Annotated in this window: 17 protein-coding genes; 3 read left to right on the forward strand and 14 right to left on the reverse strand. The window is 49.7% G+C overall.

Annotated elements, in window-relative coordinates:
• Positions 1-35 precede the first annotated feature (35 nt).
• From DWZ40_RS12060 to DWZ40_RS12075, 4 genes are all read right to left on the reverse strand, one after another.
• Positions 36-1,403 (reverse strand): MATE family efflux transporter, encoded by a 1,368-nt coding sequence (locus tag DWZ40_RS12060; RefSeq protein ID WP_118543266.1) that lies wholly within the window; start codon positions 1,401-1,403, stop codon positions 36-38.
• The gene (locus tag DWZ40_RS12065; RefSeq protein ID WP_118543267.1) at positions 1,400-2,191 is read right to left on the reverse strand and encodes an EFR1 family ferrodoxin; all 792 of its coding nucleotides are present in this window, start codon (positions 2,189-2,191) and stop codon (positions 1,400-1,402) included. Before DWZ40_RS12065 ends, DWZ40_RS12060 begins: the two co-directional genes overlap by 4 nt.
• A gap of 163 nt (positions 2,192-2,354) precedes the next feature.
• Positions 2,355-2,864: a histidine phosphatase family protein gene (locus tag DWZ40_RS12070; RefSeq protein ID WP_118543268.1), complete on the reverse strand. Its 510-nt coding sequence runs from the start codon at positions 2,862-2,864 to the stop codon at positions 2,355-2,357.
• A 172-nt stretch (positions 2,865-3,036) separates the two neighbouring features.
• Entirely contained in the window at positions 3,037-3,348 is a 312-nt protein-coding gene (locus DWZ40_RS12075) for a hypothetical protein (RefSeq protein WP_118543269.1), read from the reverse strand.
• A gap of 248 nt (positions 3,349-3,596) precedes the next feature.
• Here DWZ40_RS12075 and DWZ40_RS12080 point away from each other — a divergent pair, with 248 nt between their 5' ends.
• On the forward strand, positions 3,597-3,992 hold the full coding sequence (locus DWZ40_RS12080) for a LysR family transcriptional regulator (protein WP_118543270.1): 396 nt from the start codon (positions 3,597-3,599) through the stop codon (positions 3,990-3,992).
• On the opposite strand, the gene DWZ40_RS12085 is transcribed toward DWZ40_RS12080, so the two are convergent.
• From DWZ40_RS12085 to DWZ40_RS12115, 7 genes are all read right to left on the reverse strand, one after another.
• Positions 3,989-5,059 (reverse strand): ATP-binding cassette domain-containing protein, encoded by a 1,071-nt coding sequence (locus DWZ40_RS12085; protein WP_118543271.1) that lies wholly within the window; start codon positions 5,057-5,059, stop codon positions 3,989-3,991. The genes DWZ40_RS12080 and DWZ40_RS12085 overlap by 4 nt on opposite strands.
• A gap of 3 nt (positions 5,060-5,062) precedes the next feature.
• Positions 5,063-5,740, reverse strand: a complete 678-nt coding sequence (gene modB, locus DWZ40_RS12090; protein WP_118543272.1) for a molybdate ABC transporter permease subunit — start codon at positions 5,738-5,740, stop codon at positions 5,063-5,065.
• 74 nt (positions 5,741-5,814) lie between these two features.
• Positions 5,815-6,699, reverse strand: a complete 885-nt coding sequence (modA, locus tag DWZ40_RS12095; RefSeq protein WP_118543273.1) for a molybdate ABC transporter substrate-binding protein — start codon at positions 6,697-6,699, stop codon at positions 5,815-5,817.
• A gap of 173 nt (positions 6,700-6,872) precedes the next feature.
• Positions 6,873-7,823, reverse strand: coding sequence for an MOSC domain-containing protein (locus DWZ40_RS12100; protein WP_118543274.1), 951 nt, complete (start codon positions 7,821-7,823; stop codon positions 6,873-6,875).
• A 4-nt stretch (positions 7,824-7,827) separates the two neighbouring features.
• Positions 7,828-8,784, reverse strand: coding sequence for a GTP 3',8-cyclase MoaA (gene moaA, locus DWZ40_RS12105; protein ID WP_118543275.1), 957 nt, complete (start codon positions 8,782-8,784; stop codon positions 7,828-7,830).
• A gap of 2 nt (positions 8,785-8,786) precedes the next feature.
• Positions 8,787-9,308, reverse strand: coding sequence for a cyclic pyranopterin monophosphate synthase MoaC (gene moaC, locus DWZ40_RS12110; protein WP_118543276.1), 522 nt, complete (start codon positions 9,306-9,308; stop codon positions 8,787-8,789).
• Position 9,309: 1 nt separating this feature from the next.
• Positions 9,310-10,368 carry a molybdopterin-binding protein gene (locus DWZ40_RS12115; protein ID WP_118543277.1) on the reverse strand — a complete coding sequence of 353 codons (1,059 nt, stop codon included), beginning with the start codon at positions 10,366-10,368 and terminating at the stop codon, positions 9,310-9,312.
• Between the two features lie 225 nt (positions 10,369-10,593).
• On the opposite strand from DWZ40_RS12115, the gene DWZ40_RS12120 reads away from it, so the two are divergent.
• Positions 10,594-11,460, forward strand: coding sequence for a TylF/MycF/NovP-related O-methyltransferase (locus DWZ40_RS12120; protein ID WP_118543278.1), 867 nt, complete (start codon positions 10,594-10,596; stop codon positions 11,458-11,460).
• Between the two features lie 157 nt (positions 11,461-11,617).
• On the opposite strand, the gene DWZ40_RS12125 is transcribed toward DWZ40_RS12120, so the two are convergent.
• On the reverse strand, positions 11,618-12,670 hold the full coding sequence (locus DWZ40_RS12125) for an XdhC/CoxI family protein (protein WP_118543279.1): 1,053 nt from the start codon (positions 12,668-12,670) through the stop codon (positions 11,618-11,620).
• 239 nt (positions 12,671-12,909) lie between these two features.
• Between DWZ40_RS12125 and DWZ40_RS12130 the strand changes: the two genes are divergently transcribed.
• Positions 12,910-14,307 (forward strand): amidohydrolase, encoded by a 1,398-nt coding sequence (locus DWZ40_RS12130; RefSeq protein ID WP_118543280.1) that lies wholly within the window; start codon positions 12,910-12,912, stop codon positions 14,305-14,307.
• A gap of 22 nt (positions 14,308-14,329) precedes the next feature.
• On the opposite strand, the gene DWZ40_RS12135 is transcribed toward DWZ40_RS12130, so the two are convergent.
• Together DWZ40_RS12135 and DWZ40_RS12140 are read right to left on the reverse strand one after the other, a co-directional pair.
• A complete protein-coding gene (locus DWZ40_RS12135) occupies positions 14,330-15,694 on the reverse strand; it encodes a GHKL domain-containing protein (RefSeq protein ID WP_118543281.1) in 1,365 nt (454 codons plus the stop codon).
• The gene (locus DWZ40_RS12140; protein ID WP_182431726.1) at positions 15,694-16,404 is read right to left on the reverse strand and encodes a LytTR family DNA-binding domain-containing protein; all 711 of its coding nucleotides are present in this window, start codon (positions 16,402-16,404) and stop codon (positions 15,694-15,696) included. The genes DWZ40_RS12135 and DWZ40_RS12140 overlap by 1 nt, the downstream gene beginning before the upstream one ends.
• Positions 16,405-16,499: the final 95 nt, after the last annotated feature.

The raw sequence follows: 16,499 nt of genomic DNA on the forward strand, positions 1-16,499 counted from the left end.
AAATCCGACAGAGCGGATTTTCATACCGGTTCTGTTCATGCCGCAGGCACCTTCTTCGGATCCCCCACAACCTTTTTAAACACACAGAGAAACATGATCGTGGAAAACACCGGACCGGCAAAATCAGAAATGGTTTCCGCAAAAAATACATTCGTCACCCCGGTGAGCACCGGAACTGCCACGACGGACGCAAAGTAAATAAACTTCCGAAACAGTGACAAGGTGATCGCTACCTTTGCAATGCCCATTCCGGTAAAACCATCGACCACGGTATACTGAATCGCCAGCGGGAGCACGCCAAGCGTGGAAACCCGGATGGCCCAGGCACTCAAGGCCACGTATTCTTCATTGCGGGTAAAGATCCGTACAAAAACCTCCGGAATGCACTGTGCCGCCAGGAACATGACCGCATTAAATACCAGACAGCAGGTGACGATCCACCGTTCCGCTTTCCAAATGCGGTCCGGACGCTTCGCCCCGAAGTTATACCCAAGAATGGTCTGCGTACCAGAAGTGATACCGCCAAGCGGCATGGTAATGATCAGCATAAAGCTCTGGACAATGGCCGCACAGGTTAAAAGGACATCGCCCTGACCAGGGCCTCCCAGACGCTGGATCACCATATTCTGGGAGATGACCAGCACATTGTCCAGTGCAATGATGATAAAAGGCGAAAAGCCGACTTTGACGATCTGCAGCATCAGCTTCGGATCATACCCGTGAAAGGTAATACGGATCGGTACCTTCTTCCCAAACAGGAAACGCAGGACATAAACGCAGGAACACATCTGCGACAGTACCGTAGCCAGTGCAGCGCCGCGCACATCCAGATTCAGTCCGAAAATAAATACCGGATCGAGGATAATATTCGCCACTGCACCGATCACAACCGCCTTCATCCCGACCTTCGCAAAGCCCTGGCAGATGATAAACTGGTTCATGCCCGTTGTCATCAGTGCAAAAAACGTGCCGCACAGATAAATGGTCATATAAGATAAGGCATACGGAAACGTTGTCTCGCCCGCACCAAACCACCAGAGCAGCTTTTCCCGGAGTCCCAGCACACAGACCGTCAGCATCATGGCAAGCACCGTCAGCATCAGAAAGCAGTTCGCCAGGATCTGCCGGGCTCCGTTCTCATTTTTCTGGCCCATACGGATGCTCATGAGCGGGGCACCGCCCACACCGACCAGGATTGCAAAAGAAGAAACCAGAGTCACGATTGGGCCACAGATACCGACACCCGCCAGTGCCGTCTCCCCGATCTTCGGGATATTTCCGATATACATGCGGTCCACAATGCTGTAAAACACACTGACAAACTGCGCCAGCATGGACGGCAGCGCAAGACGCAGGACCAGTCCCCGGATATCATCGGTGTCTAAGTCATTTTCCAGCTTCATAGTACAAACTCTGCACCCTTTCTGTCCGTGCAGACTTTCTTTAATTTCTGACGGATGGCAAGCGTTACCAGAGTTCCCAGTTTTCTCGCATGCTTCGGGCAAACCTGAATGCAGCGCATACAGGTAATGCAGGCTGTTTCATCCGTGACCTTCGGATCGGTCCTGGAAATGGCCTGAACCGGGCACTTGCTGACGCAGAGCCCGCAGCTCTCACAGGCAGAAGATACGCTGATCTTCAAAGGCAGCGTTCCGTAAGGCTTATACGGGCGGTTCCCTTTGATGGAAAGCTCCGGCAGCTTTGTGCTTCCGGCTGTGTTCTTCAGTTTCTGTCTTACCGCCTGCGCAAAAGCAGCCATCTCTTTTTTATCTTTTTCATCCGGTCGGCCAGTGCCATACACTCTTGCAATGTTATGCTCCGTTGCCACAGCTGCCGCTGCTGCCGGAATGAAGCCCTGCTCCTTTAAGATATCAGAAAGCTCCAGCAGTGCATCCTCATATGCCCGGTTGCCAAACGTAACCACAAGCACCACCGGGGTCCGCTTTCCATGCATTTTTTTCAGTCGCTCTGTTGCTGTTTCCGGCACACGTCCTCCATAAACCGGCACACCGACTACTGCAAGTTCGTGCTCGGTGAAGGTATAGTCCGGGCGGGAAGGAATGGCATCGGTTAAGTCCACCTCATCCGTTTTTTGTTTATCTGCCGCGATCTGCCCTGTAATCCACTCTGTCACGCTCTTGGTCGTGCCGGTAGGACTGAAGTAAATCCCGGTAATTTGTGAAATATTCATAATACAATCTCCCTTTTTTCATGAACCCCCGTTCACATTTTTATGAACACAGACAGAGAATAAATCCCCACAAATTTTCCCTGTCCGTGTGTAGTTCGATTTTAGCATTTTGGGATAGAAATAGCAAGCAGGAGACGGTTCCATACACCTTCTCCTGCCTGCTTTATCCAAATATCTTTTTTTCTATGCTCTTCGCTTTTTCGTACAACACTTCGTGCTTTTTGTATGCTTCCGCACAGTGACATTTCCCGTATGAGGCCTGATAACGTTCCTCTACACTGACAATTTCATTTTCCTTTACCCTGGAATCATCCAAGCGATTTTCCCCTTTCTTCGAACCGCTTCTGATCCTTGACCTTAATCTCTTCAAACTCGCTTCCCATAAACCAGTGTAAACTTCATTCAGATTCTCATCAAAAAGGATATTCCCGAAAATGATTTCTCCCGCACCTTCTTTCAGATACTTTGCCGTATCGCATGCACGCTTTAAGGTTCCGGATGCCAGTACTACAGATGCTTTTTGATGATGCTGTCTCTCCGCAAACCAGTTTCCCAGTTTTAATATAGAAGAAACATATTTTTCATCAAGCGGCAGGTCGGTCTGCCCGATGCATCTGCGCCCTCCCGCTTCCTGTTTTATTTTTCCGTGCCTCACCAGATATATGTTTCTCAAATTTTCCCCTTTTCAAACTGTTTTTCCAGTTCCAGCTGATTGGTCTCTACACCGGATTGCCGCTGACCATGAAACTATGCGGAAAACCAAAACAGGACTGATTTATTGAACCGTTAGATTGATTCGATTGAAAAAGGCATTTGCAGTTTTCGGCTGCAAATGCCTTTTTCAATTAAAAATGTCCTGCCTCATGCTCCGCATTCAACCAGTCCACCGCTTCCCAGATTCCATCCGTCGTAAACGGAAAATCCTGGTGATGCTTTTTTTCATCCGGTGTCACTTCAAAATTAAATGGTTCCGGCCAGATAATAGCCCGGATCACCGTTTCTGTTTTCGCCGGTGTCTCCTCCGTAGCAGGCTCTAACTCATTTTCATGTTTGATGAGCACATAGCGCATTCCCTTAAAACTTCCCGTGAAACGGCTCTTTTTTAAGAAAGGGATGGAAATATCCCCATGCAATTCGATCTTATTCGTTTCTTTCATAACTTGTTTCCTCATCTTTCTAATCTATCCATTACTATAAGAGTTTTTCTGCTTTTTGTCGAGAAAAAATTGCCCACGCTGCTGTCGCATGCTATACTAAACATGCATGCACCTGCAGCCAAGTGCACCACCGCAAATAAAAGTTTTGACAGGCGCATTTGGCATCCCTGAATTAACGCCGCCTGATCGTCGGCAGAACTTTTATAGTAAAAACAGAATGAATTTGTAGTCAGAAAGGATGTTGTTTCATGAACCGCAAAGCCAAACCAGTCGTTGATCCTTCGATTTCCCCAGCCAAGCTTCCGCTCCGCCCCTCGGTGAAACTTCGTCTTGCCAAACAGGATACCTTCTTCGGTCCCGGTGTTGCGGAATTTCTGATTCTGGTAGACCAGACCAACTCCATGCAGACTGCCTGCCGGGAAATGGAAATGTCTTACAGCAAAGGGTTGAAAATCATCAAGAAAGCAGAGCGCTATCTTGGCTGTTCCCTGATCGAGTCCCGCTCCGGCGGTGCATCCGGCGGTTCCTCTCATCTGACAGCAGAAGCAAAGGATTTTCTTGCCCGTTTCCAGGGTATGGAAAAAGAGCTGAAAGCAGTCACTGCCCAGCTCTTTACAAAATACTTTGATTCGTTTACGCCCTAATCTTTCAGAAGCAGAATCGCTTCCCGGGCAACCCTTACATACTTTGGGATCAGACCATCTGCACTGTGTGTGTGGATGGTCTTTCCGATTTTCCACCACAGTCCGTTCTGCATCGTCACATACCATTCAAACGGCATTTCCGAAATCTTTGGATTCTCCACCGGAATCCGGTTTTCTGTTTCCGCGTCAGTCTCCTGATCTGTCAGCGGCTCAAAATCATGGGCACGGATTCCAATGGAAGTCACCTGTTCTGTCACCGTTTTCTCTGTAACCAGTTCCAGATCATCCCAGTCCAGCGCGCGTACCCGGTAATCATCGATCTTTTCAATCCGGGAAATATTCTTGCAGCCGGTCAGCCTTGCGGCCTCAACGCTGCCCGGATCGTTGAAGAGATCTTTCGTCTTTCCTGCCGCGATTACATGGCCTTTGCTGAACAGCAATAGATGATCGCACAGCTGATACGCTTCGTCCCGGTCATGTGTGACCATGATGGATGCTCCCTGGTACTCAGAAAGTACACTGGCCAGTTCCAAACGCAAGCGTTCTCGAAGATGGGTATCCATCGCAGAAAACGGTTCATCCAGAAGCAGTGCTTCCGGCTCGTAGGCAAGAATTCTCGCCAGCGCCACCCTCTGCTGCTGTCCGCCGGAAAGCTGAGCAGGATAACGCGTCTCCAGACCACTCAAACGGAAGCGCTCCATCATTTCGGCTGTCCGTTTTTTCTGCTGTGCTTCATCATAACGTTTTCCGGCTTTCAGGCCTGTCCGGATATTCTCCTCCACAGACATGTTCGGAAACAGCGCATAATTCTGAAAGAGATAACCTACACGCCGCTCCTGCGGTTTCAGATTCTGCTTTCTGCTGCTATCATACAGTGTACGGTTATCCAGCACGATCGAACCACTGTCCGGCTCCACGATCCCTGCAATGGATTTTAATGTCATACTCTTTCCACAGCCGGAAGGTCCCAGAATTCCGAGGCAGCCTTTGCCAGAAGTGAACCGGACCTGGAGTTCAAACTCCCGCAGTTTTTTTCGGATATCAACCGCTAATAATTGTTCCCTCATTTTTTAAAACTGTCCTCTCTTTTTGGATTCTCTCAGCGCCGCCCGGTTCATTAAGATCACGGAAAGGAATGCGATCACAACGATGATCACTACATAGCGGTATGCCGCATCCATGTTTCCGGCAGCCACTTCCGAATACACTGCCATGGGAAGGGTTCTGGTCTTTCCCGCAATATTGCCTGCGATCATGGCAGTGGCGCCAAACTCACCCAGTCCTCTTGCAAATGCCAGGACTCCACCGCTTACAATGCCAGGCATGGCATTTGCGATCAGTACCTTATAAAAAATGCTCCATTCGCTCATGCCAAGGGTACGCGCCGCTGCCATGAGGTTTGGATCGACCTGTTCAAAGGCTCCTCTGGCAGAACGGTACATGAGCGGAAAGGACATGACCACCGCCGCCAGTACCGTAGCTGTCCAGGAAAACGCAATTTTCACGCCGAAAAACTGTAAAAAGAAGATTCCGATGGGCCGTTTCACACCAAACAGATATAAGAGGAAAAAGCCCGCCACCGTAGGCGGCAGCACCAAAGGCAACGTTAAAATACCATCGAGAATGATCTTCATACGCTCGTTCTTCATGCTGACCACCAGCCAGGCCGCCAGAATTCCAAGAAAAAAGGTGATCACGATGGAAACACTGGCAGTTTTCATGGATATCAGAATTGGGGACCAGTCCATTTTTGTTTCTCCTCTCTGTTACACATGATCGCAGTTCCGTGTTTATGCAGGCCGGAATGCTACCGTATCTATATTTACTGCGCTGCCACGAAACCGTAGGCCTCAAATACCATGATCGCTTCCGGAGTCTGTAAGAAATCTACGAATGCCTTCGCTGCATCCTCATGAGCTGTTGCTTTTACAACTGCTACCGGATAGATGACCTTCTTCTCCAGGCTTCCTTCCGGTGCCTCTGCAACGACAGTTACCTGATCTGCCATACTTGCTGCATCGGTTGCGTAAACAATACCTGCATCAGCACTTGCTGCTGCAACCTGGTTTAATACCTCGGTTACGTTGGTACCGAAGCTTACTTTGTTCTGAATACCATCCCAGACATTTAAGTTTGTCAGAGCCTCTTTCGCGTACTGACCAGCCGGAACACTCTCCGGATCGCCCAGGGCGATAGACTCAGCATCACCGATCTTCTCGAAAGAATCGATCTTGCTGTCGCTGCCAGCCGGAACGATCAGAACGATCTTGTTCTCCAACAGATCAACCATGGTATCAGACGCGATCAAACCTTCCTCATCCAGAGCCTTCATCTGCTTAACTGCTGCAGACATGAATACATCTGCCTCAAGACCTTCCTCGATCTGGGTCTGCAGCTTTCCTGAACTGTCGTAGGTTCCCTCAACGGTTACGCCCGGATACTGTTCTTCAAACATTGGGATCAGCTTATCCTCGTATGCATTTTTTAAGCTTGCTGCTGCCGCAACCAGAATGCTCTGCCCACCAAGATCTGCCTTTGCCGCACCAGCGTTTTCGCTCTCTGCCTCAGTTTCTGCTTCCGTGGTCTCCGCTACAGTAGTCTCTGTTTCGGTTGCTGCCGCAGTGGTTTCCTGCGGTTTGGAGGAACATCCTGCCATCATACCTGCTGCCATCATAGCTGCCATTACAACTGCGAACTGTTTTTTCATCACTTTCTTTCCCCTGTTCTTGAAACTTTTATGTGAATCGTTTTGAATCACCAATGCTATGATCTGATTTCTGCCGCATTCCGACAAGGTCCAAACACCCGTTATTGTCTGTTTTCATGTACTGCTTTCATAAACTCTTTTGATATGCTGCTTTTATGCACTGCTTTCACATGCTATTTTCTGGCACACTCAGAAGCAGTACCGCGCAAAATCTTCAAGCCGTGATCCAGTGCCCCCAGAATAAAGTCCAGACTCTCTTTTACGGCTTTCGGACTTCCCGGCAGATTGACGATCAGCGTCTTTTTCCGGATGACCGATGCGCCGCGGCTTAACATGGCGCGGTCTGTGATCTGCATGGATTTCATGCGGATGTACTCCGCAATGCCAGGTGCGTTCCGGTCAGCCACCGCCAAAGTTGCCTCCGGTGTCTGGTCCCGCATGGAAAATCCGGTTCCGCCGCTGGTCACTACCAGGTCTACCTGTCGGCTGTCTGCCAGACGAATAAGGTGATGTTTTAACACCTCCGGCTCATCCGGGATCACAAAACGCTCCACTACCTCATAGCCTGCTTCCTTTAACATGTCCTCGGCTGCCGGACCGCTTAAGTCCTCCCGCTCACCTTTGGAGCCTTTATCACTCAGCACGATCACCGCCGCCGTAAACGGACGGTTCTCATCCGGTGCTTCGACTCTCATCACATCGCCCGGACGGATGATTCCCTCTTTTACTACCTCAGCAAACACACCCTCCTTCGGCATGATGCACTCGCCCACGCGGTGATAGATCACACAGTGGCTGTGACATTCTTTACCGATCTGGGTCATGCGCAGCTCAACGGTTCCGGCGTAAAGTCTGGTTCCAACCGGAAGGGCACGGAAATCAATTCCATCCACCACCAGATTCTCGCCAAACGCACCATCGCCTACGTTTGCGCCCTTTTTATTAAATTCTTCTACTTTATTGTAGGAGAGAAGACTCACCTGACGGTGCCATGTCCCAGCATGCGCATCGCCCTCGATTCCAAAATTTGGAATGAAATGTCCCTCCGGGATCGTATGCTTTTCCGTTCCCCGGGCCGGACTGATGCAGATAGCCTTCACTACCCCCTCTTTTCCAACTTCCATTTTCTCACCCTCCAATCGCGCTCATACCGTGCGCTTCTGTAATCTGATCCGGCTGTTCAAAACAATGCTCTGCCGGTTTGCCGTATATCGTTCGAGCCATGGCATCCAGAAGTTTTTCCGGACTACCGCCACGCAGGATGCTTCTCAAATCCATGCCATCCTCATAACAAAGACAGGTCTTTAAAAATCCGGTCGATGTCAGGCGCACCCGGTTGCAGGAACTGCAGAATTTTCCGTGCATGGCACTGATCAGTCCGATGCTTCCCTGATATCCCGGGATTTTATAGTAGACCGCCGGACCGGCTCCATGTACGCTGTCATCTGCCTGAAGTTCTGGAAATTCGCTGAGGATTTCTTTAAAAAGTTCCTCATTGCTGCGCCCCTTCGACTCCTTTCCGGCTCCAATTGGCATCAGTTCAATAAAACGGACATCAACCGGTTTTTCTTTCGCCAGTAAGATCAGGCGTTTCCAGTCCGTATCCGGCATGGATACCGCGTTGACCTTCACCTTAAGCCCAGCGGCAAGAGAAGCATCGATACTCTTTAATACCTCCGGCAAAAGATCCTGTCCGGTAATTTCAGCAAACGTTTCTGCATCCAGCGTATCTAGGCTGATATTGACCTCATCCAGTCCTGCCTCCACAAGCTGCGGGAGAACGGCTCTTACCAGAGTCCCGTTCGTGGTCATGGCAACCTTTTCAATGCCCGGAATCTCTTTCAGCATCCTTATCAGCTGTGGACATCCTTTTCTCGCCAGCGGTTCCCCGCCGGTCAGACGGATCTTGGTAATGCCAAGCTTTGCCCCGCACACTGCGATCTGCCGGATTTCCTCAAAGCTTAAGATGTCTTTATGCTCCACGCACTCAATGCCATGCGGCATGCAGTATTTGCAGCGCAAATTGCAGCGGTCCGTCACGGAAATACGCAAATACCGGATTTCTCTTCCATACGCATCCTTCACACTTACTCACCACCCTGCTCTTGGAGATTCACGAAGTGCCCCTTCTGCTCTTTTGGGTTTACAAAGTGACCGCTCTTGCCTCCGGTCTTCTCAGCCAGATGGATTTCTCCGATCTCCATGGTCTTATCCACGGCCTTGCACATATCGTAAATGGTAAGCAGCGTCACAGATACACCGGTGAGCGCCTCCATCTCCACACCGGTTTTTCCGGTGGTCTTGGCGGTACAGACTGCCTCAATCTCGCAGCGTTCCGGGTACATGACAAAATCCACGTTCAGCTTGGTCAGATTTAAGATATGGCAGAGCGGAATCAGCTCCGAAGTGCGCTTGGCTCCCATGATCCCGGCAATGCGTGCCACGCCAAGTACATCTCCCTTTGCCATGGTGCCCGCTTTGATCTTCTCAAAACACTCGGCACTCACACGGATGCGGCCTTTGGCAACCGCCTCGCGGACCGTCTCGCCTTTTTCCGTGACATCCACCATGCGGGCATTGCCCTGTTCATCAAAATGCGTAAATTCCATATCAATACCCCTTTCCAAATCCGCAGTTCGGGAAGGTGCAGACCGAGCAGTTTAAGCATAAGCCGCCCATGCCGAGCGCTGCCAGTTCATCCGCCGTAACCTCATCATCCGCCATGACACGTGGAAGTACCAGATCAAAAATGGTGCGTTTTGCATACATCACGCAGCCCGGAAGCCCCATAATGACGGTTCTGCGGTTCTTCCCCTGCTCCATGCGATCATAGTAAGCCAGCAAAAACATAGCGCCTGGAAGTACCGGTGCACCGTAGGACACGATGCGCGCTCCGGTATTTTTGATCGCAAGCGGAGTCTTGTCATCCGGATCCACACTCATGCCTCCGGTGCAGATAACAATGTCCGCTCCCTTTTCGATCATGTCGAGAATGCTGGCCGTTACTTTCTTGTCATCATCGTCCCAGGTCACATGGTCGGTCACCTCGGCATCAAACTCGGACAGCTTGTCCACGATCACCGGGGTGAACGTGTCCTGGATACGTCCATAGAACACCTCGTTGCCGGTAGTAACAATGCCAACCTTCTTATGGCGGAACGGCTTCAGTTCCAGAATCGGCTTTCCGCCAGTCAGCTCCATCGTCTGCGCCTTGACCGCATTCATCTTTTCTTCCTCAATGACCAGCGGAATGATACGGGTACCCGCCAGCTTGTCACCTTTCTTCACGGCAAAATTGCCATGGCGGGTGGCGATCATCATCTGTCCAAAGGCATTGACCCCTTTTAATGCCTTTGCGTCAATCTTCAAAAGACCATCGCAGGCCGCAATCAGCTCAATCTTGCCTTCCTTCGGCTGGGAACGGTCCATGTGCTCCCCTTTACAGAGTTCGCAAAGGACCTCAGCTGCATCGTTCTCATGCATCATTCCCTCTTCCTTTTCCCATACATAAAGGGTATCCTTTCCAACACTTAAAAGTACCGGAATATCTTCTTTGGTTACGATATGTCCCTTACGAAACACTGCATCTTTGGTCACACCACGAATGATCTGCGTGATATCATGGCAGAGAACAGCCCCCTCTGCATCAACGGTTTTGATCAGTTTCATTTGTTTGTCCCCCAAATTTTCCATGTGAATATAAACGTCAATACCGTTATGTTTTTTAATATATAACGGTCCGAAACAATGACCGACCTGTACAGACAAGCCGGTTAATGTCAATATTATAACTTGTTTTCTGTGTGAAAGCAATCCTTTATCTGTCATGCATTCTTGCTTTTTTCAAAAATTGTATTGTATAATAAACATATCATTTTGACAGAGGAGAATCCTATGCAGACACTTATCATACTCGGTGCAGGTCAGTTTGGCCGTTCTTTTGTCGGTCTGGTCAACCGAAACCAGTTCCAGCTCCTTGCATTTGGAGATAACAACCAGACACTTTGGAATACCGGTCTTTCTACCGCACTTGGAACAGTTCCAGTCATTTCCGTAGAGCAGGCAGCGAAGCTGCAGCCAGACCTTATGCTCATTGCCATAAGCGACGAGACGCGCACCCAGGCTCTGATGGACCAGGCCATACAGGCCGGCTATCAGAATTCCTTTTTAAAGCTTCCAGATCTCTCCCGGATTTTAGATATCCGGAGTGCCACGCTTCACCGCATGGCAAACCGAATCACAGAGCAGAGGATTCCCGGAAGCATTGCCGAGCTTGGCGTATACCGCGGAGATATTGCCTGGCAGTTAAATGCCTTATTTCCGGAACGGGAATTGCTGCTGTTCGACACCTTTCAGGGCTTTGACGCAAAAGATGTGAAAACCGAAAAAGAACGGTGCTTTTCCAGAGCGGAAATCCAGAACTTTTCTGACACCTCTGCAGACTATGTCAAAAGCCGGCTTCCGTTTCCCAATCAGGCTCTTTTCTATCCCGGATACTTTCCAGAAACAACCTGCGGACTCCCGGACAAACAGTTTGCGTTAGTCAGTCTGGACACCGATCTGTATGAGCCAATTCTGGCCGGACTGCAGTATTTTTATCCAAGGCTCAGTTCCGGCGGTATGATCCTGCTGCACGACTACAACAATACACAGTTTCGCGGCTGCAAAGAGGCGGTACGCCAGTATGAACAGACCGCCACTCCACTTTTACTGGTTCCGCTCTGTGACCTGCACGGTACCGCCGTGATCCTGAAACCATAAACAAAAAAGAATGTGCCTTGGCACATTCTCGCGCCGAGGCGCGGTTGCTTCAGCAACCATCTACCTTTGCGCCGAGTGCGCTTCCTCGCGGAGCATTTTTATATGATAGGACGCAATTTCCTATCATATAAAAAAAGCAGCTTCCTCCATGATAAAATCACGCCCGCTCGATCAGCACCTGCATCACACCGCCGCAGACCATCCCTTCCTCTTCTGCCACTTTTCCGGTCATATCTACATGCCGGATCTGGTATATGCCGTCACGGATCACCTCTCTGGCGTGCTGCATCAGGTTTGCCTCCGCACAGCCGCCGCCGATGGTTCCCTGGATCATGCCAGTCTCATAAACGATCATCTTGGCTCCCGCCTTTCTCGGTGTGGAGCCTTTACTGCTTAAAATGGTGATCACTGCCTTTTTCTGGTCCGCAAACTTTTCGTCCGGTTCCGCCAGATCATGAATGACCTCCATGTCAATGTCAGACTGGGATACCTTTCTGCCTCCCTCTTTCTCTGGCTTGCGCTTTACCTGAATGGTTTCCGCAAGGATCGCCACCGCGATCTCCTCCGGGGTCACCGCACCGATATCCAGCCCTACCGGTGTGTGGATCCAGTCCAGCCAGGTCCGGTCAATGCCCTCCTCTTCCAGTGTATCCTTTAACTCGCGGACGCGCTTTCTGGAACCGATCATCCCCAGGTATGCTGTCTGTGGCTGTTTCGAAAGTGCCCTCAGGCAGACACCGTCATGACGGTGGCCACGGGTCAGGATAACCACAAAATCCGAAGCATTGACACCGAGTTTTTCAATCGCGGTATCAAAATCCATACAAAGTACTTCCTTCGCCATTGGGAAACGAAGCTGGTTGGCAAAGCTTGGACGGTCATCGGTTACCGTCACGTCAAAGCCGGTTCGGGCCGCAAACTCTGCAAGTGCCAGGGACACATGACCACCGCCAAAGATCAGCATGCGGTTTTCCTTGCAGAAAGGCTCTGCGACCCATTTCTCGCCACTCTGCCCCGGCTCAAAACCCAAAATACACACCTTCTTTTCAAACGCTGCCTGCTGCGCCAATGCTTCGGCCTCTTCCGGTTCCTGTCCCGGCACATAAATATGCTTTTCCAGCGTTGCATCTTCATGAAGTCTGGTCAGAAGGATTTGCGGTTTTTCTGACTGAAGTCCGGATAAAAGCTCCCCATATACATTACTCCCCATCTTTTCTCTTCTCCTTTCCAGTGTTATATCTGACTATTTTTAAATCATCGCTTTATTGTAGCAATTTTTATCATTTTTGTAAATATCGTATGACTATAGTTTTTTCATTTTATTTTTCACACTGGAGTCTCCCATAGAATCTCATTCCAAAATCAGGTTAGAAATGTTATACTAAGGCATAGAAAACATGGCAAATTCAGATAAAAAGAAAAAACATAAACAGATGGAGAAATCTCGTCATGAACAAACAACAGTTTGAACAGCAATTTGAAACAATCAGCGACCAGATCTGGGACTTTGCAGAAACCCGTTACCAGGAATTTCGCTCCAGCGCCCTGCAGGCAGATTTTCTGGAAGATCAGGGATTTCAGATAACCAAAAACCCTGGCGGCATCGCCACCGCATTTTCCGCAAGCTTCGGCTCCGGTCACCCCGTGATCGGACTTTTGGGCGAATACGATGCCCTGCCCCGCATGAACCAGACAGCCAATGCCTGTGAGCGGCAGGCAGACCGCCCCGGCGCAGCAGGTCACGGATGCGGGCACAATCTGCTTGGCACCGGTACCATGGAAGCTGCCTGCCTCATCAAAAACTGGCTGGAAGAAACATCACTTAGCGGCACCGTGATCTATTACGGCTGCCCGGCAGAGGAAGGCGGCGCCGGAAAAGCTTTCCTGACCCGCAGTGGCTGCTTTGACGGTCTGGACTTTGCCCTTGCCTGGCACCCTGGTTCCAAAACCGGACTGATCAAAGAAGCACTTGCTAACATCCGTGTGATCTTCGACTTCACCGGCAAAAGTGCCCATGCTGCCGCCCACCCGGAGCTTGGCCGCTCCGCGCTGGATGCCTGCGAACTGATGAACGTGGGTGTCAACTATCTGCGGGAACACGTAAAAAGTGATGCCCGCATGCATTACGCCTACTTAAATGACGGCGGCGACGCGCCGAACATCGTTCCTGCTTCCGCCACCCTGCTCTATGCCCTGCGGGCACCGCAAAGTTCCTATGTTGCAGAGCTTTACGACCGGGTCACCGATGTGGCAAAGGGTGCTGCACTGATGACCGGAACGAAAGTTTCTTACCGGACAGTCAGTGCCTACGCAGATTTATTATCGGCTCCGGCTATGGAAACGCTCATGATGAAAGCGATGCAGGAAGCAGAAAAACCGGAGTACACCGAAGAAGATTATGCGGTTGCAGCGAAGTTTATGCGGTTGCCTGAGCTGTCCGATCTGTCCGGCACCGCTGACGCTGCTTCCATAGATCAGACCATGCGAGAAGAAGCTGCTTCTGCCCACACTTCGATTGATACAGAGATTCTTCCTGCCGACCAGACCATCTACCTTGGCAGCACCGATGTCGGCGATGTAAGCTGGCAGGTTCCTACCGGGCTCATCAGCGTAGCTGCCGAAGCCACTGGTTGTGTCCTGCACACCTGGCAGATCGTGGCACAGGGCAAGAGTCCGCTCGCACACAAGGGGATGCACTATGCAGCGCGGATTCTGTTTGCCGCAGCGAAACAGCTCTATTCCAGCCCGGAACTTTGCGAATGCATCCAGGCTGACTACCAGCGCATAAAAGGAAGCCGTACCTATCGCTCCATGCTTCCGGACTCCGTAAAGCCGGGGGATTTTTAAAATTTAAAAGCCGCAGTCATGGTTATGATTGCGGCTTTTTTGATGTTTGCGGTTTTTGCAATTGTTCTGTTTCCGGGATCGGCAGCGCTACCGTCAGGACAAAATTGTGGTACGGATCACACTGCGCTGCCATACTTCCTCCATACTTCTCCACGGAGCGGCGGATGCTGCTAAGTCCAATGCCATGCAGATGCCCCTGTTTGGAAGAGACCGGAAGTGTTCCCTTTAATGTTAAATCTCCTTCAAAATAGTTTCGGAATGTTATGACCAGATTGCCGGAAATTCTGCCGCATTTCACAAGAATGCTGCGTTTTTCCGGATCTTTCACTTTTTTGGAAGCCTCAATCGCATTATCCAATGCATTTCCAAAAATCGCACAGACATCCATCGCATCGATAAAATCTCCCTCTGAAAAATCAAAACACGCATTGATGTCAATCTGAAACCGCGATGCCTGATAGATTTTCTCGGAGATCAGACCATTCAGCAGCGGATTGCCGGTTTCTGCCAGATTTCCGTATCCGGAGATTTCTTCCATCAGGTTCTGCACATAAGCTGCCGCATTCTCATTGCTGTCGATCAGGTTTTGGAGGACGATCAGATGATTTTTCATATCGTGATGAATGCGTTTTACATCTTCATCGGCTTTCAGATGCGCTACTGCATTTTCATAACGGTAGTGGTTAATGGCCTCATTCAGCCTCACCTCTTCACGGATTTTCCGGTTGTACAGGTAACGTTCAAACAGGATCATGGCAGTAATGCTGAGCAGCTGCATCAGGATCGGATAACTGGTCAGTTCCGTCGGATATTGACCACTCGGCACCATGGAAAGCAGCTTTAAGGTCATTTTTACATAAAGCGCACACCCGATCAGCGCTGCCGAAAGGATCCACCTGCTTTTTGGCACACGTTCAATGGCCGCCAAAGGGACCAGTCTGCTCACCAGCGTGATCAATCCTGCTTCCAGTAGCAATTCTGCCACATTTCCAAACGTACTTCCGACTGACTGGGACTGGCGGATCCATCGTAAACCGGAAAGCTGCGGTGTCAGAAAAATATTATTTTCACTGGTAAATGCCAGCCAGCACAGAATTCCCAAATACAGGCTTAACCGAAAATCGGTTCTTTTTGCCCCAAATACCCAGCACGAATACACAAGGACACGAAGCAGGAAACGCCAAAGCATCGAAAAAAGACTTCCGCTCCCGGCATACAGATAAATCGGGAGAAGAAGCAGCAGACTTCCATATCCGGCTATCTCCCGCACCAGGTTTTCCTTTTCTTTACCAGGGACATCCTCCTGCGTTTTCTTTTTCAAAGGGACAAAAAACCAGTACATCATCAAAAGATCAAACATATAACGGAACAGCTGCGGAACATCCATCAGATATTACCTCCTATACAGCGTGCAAAAGCTTCTGACAATTCTTTCTTCCGGTATTTGCTTACCGGTATCACACTCCCATCTGTCATAAAAATCTGCGTCGCCCCAATCTGGCGGATGTAGCGCAGATTCACAAGATAGCTCTTGTGACACCTGCAGAATCCTTTTTCTTCCAGAAGTTTTTCATACTCGGAAAGACTTCCGTAACAAGTCAAGGTCTGATCCGCACACACTGCGTGAATGTCATGCCCGTAAATTTCCATATAGTACAGCTTATTCAGGTCCAGACGCCAGGAATCATTTCCAGACTTCACCATAATGGATTCTGACCTGCGGCTTTTTAACATATGGACTGCATCCAGCATCTGAAGTCTCAGCTGTGCATACGTCAAAGGCTTCTTCAAAAAACCGAATGCGTGAACTTTATATCCCTCCAATGCATATTGCGTCATGGTTGTAACAAAAATCATGCAGACATCGGAATATTTTTCTCTGATTTTCCGTGCAGCATCCATTCCGGATATCTTCCCCATCCTGATATCCAAAAACAAAATATCAAAGTCCGGGGTCATCTGTTCCAGCAATTCTTCACCAGATCTGCAGATTTTGATATCCAGTCCGATCCCGCATTCCTCCGAAAAACGTTCCAGCATCCGCTGGATGCTTTCACATATCACACTCTCATCATCACATATCATCAATTTCAACAAATACGGTTCCTCTTTTCTTAGACCTTTTCCACAAAATATCATACCCGATTTTCTTTTTTCCGTCAAATCGTCCATTTACGCTGTGAAATTTCCGT

This window comes from Clostridium sp. AF32-12BH (genome assembly GCF_003477935.1).
In the GTDB taxonomy this organism is placed as follows: domain Bacteria; phylum Bacillota; class Clostridia; order Lachnospirales; family Lachnospiraceae; genus Brotaphodocola.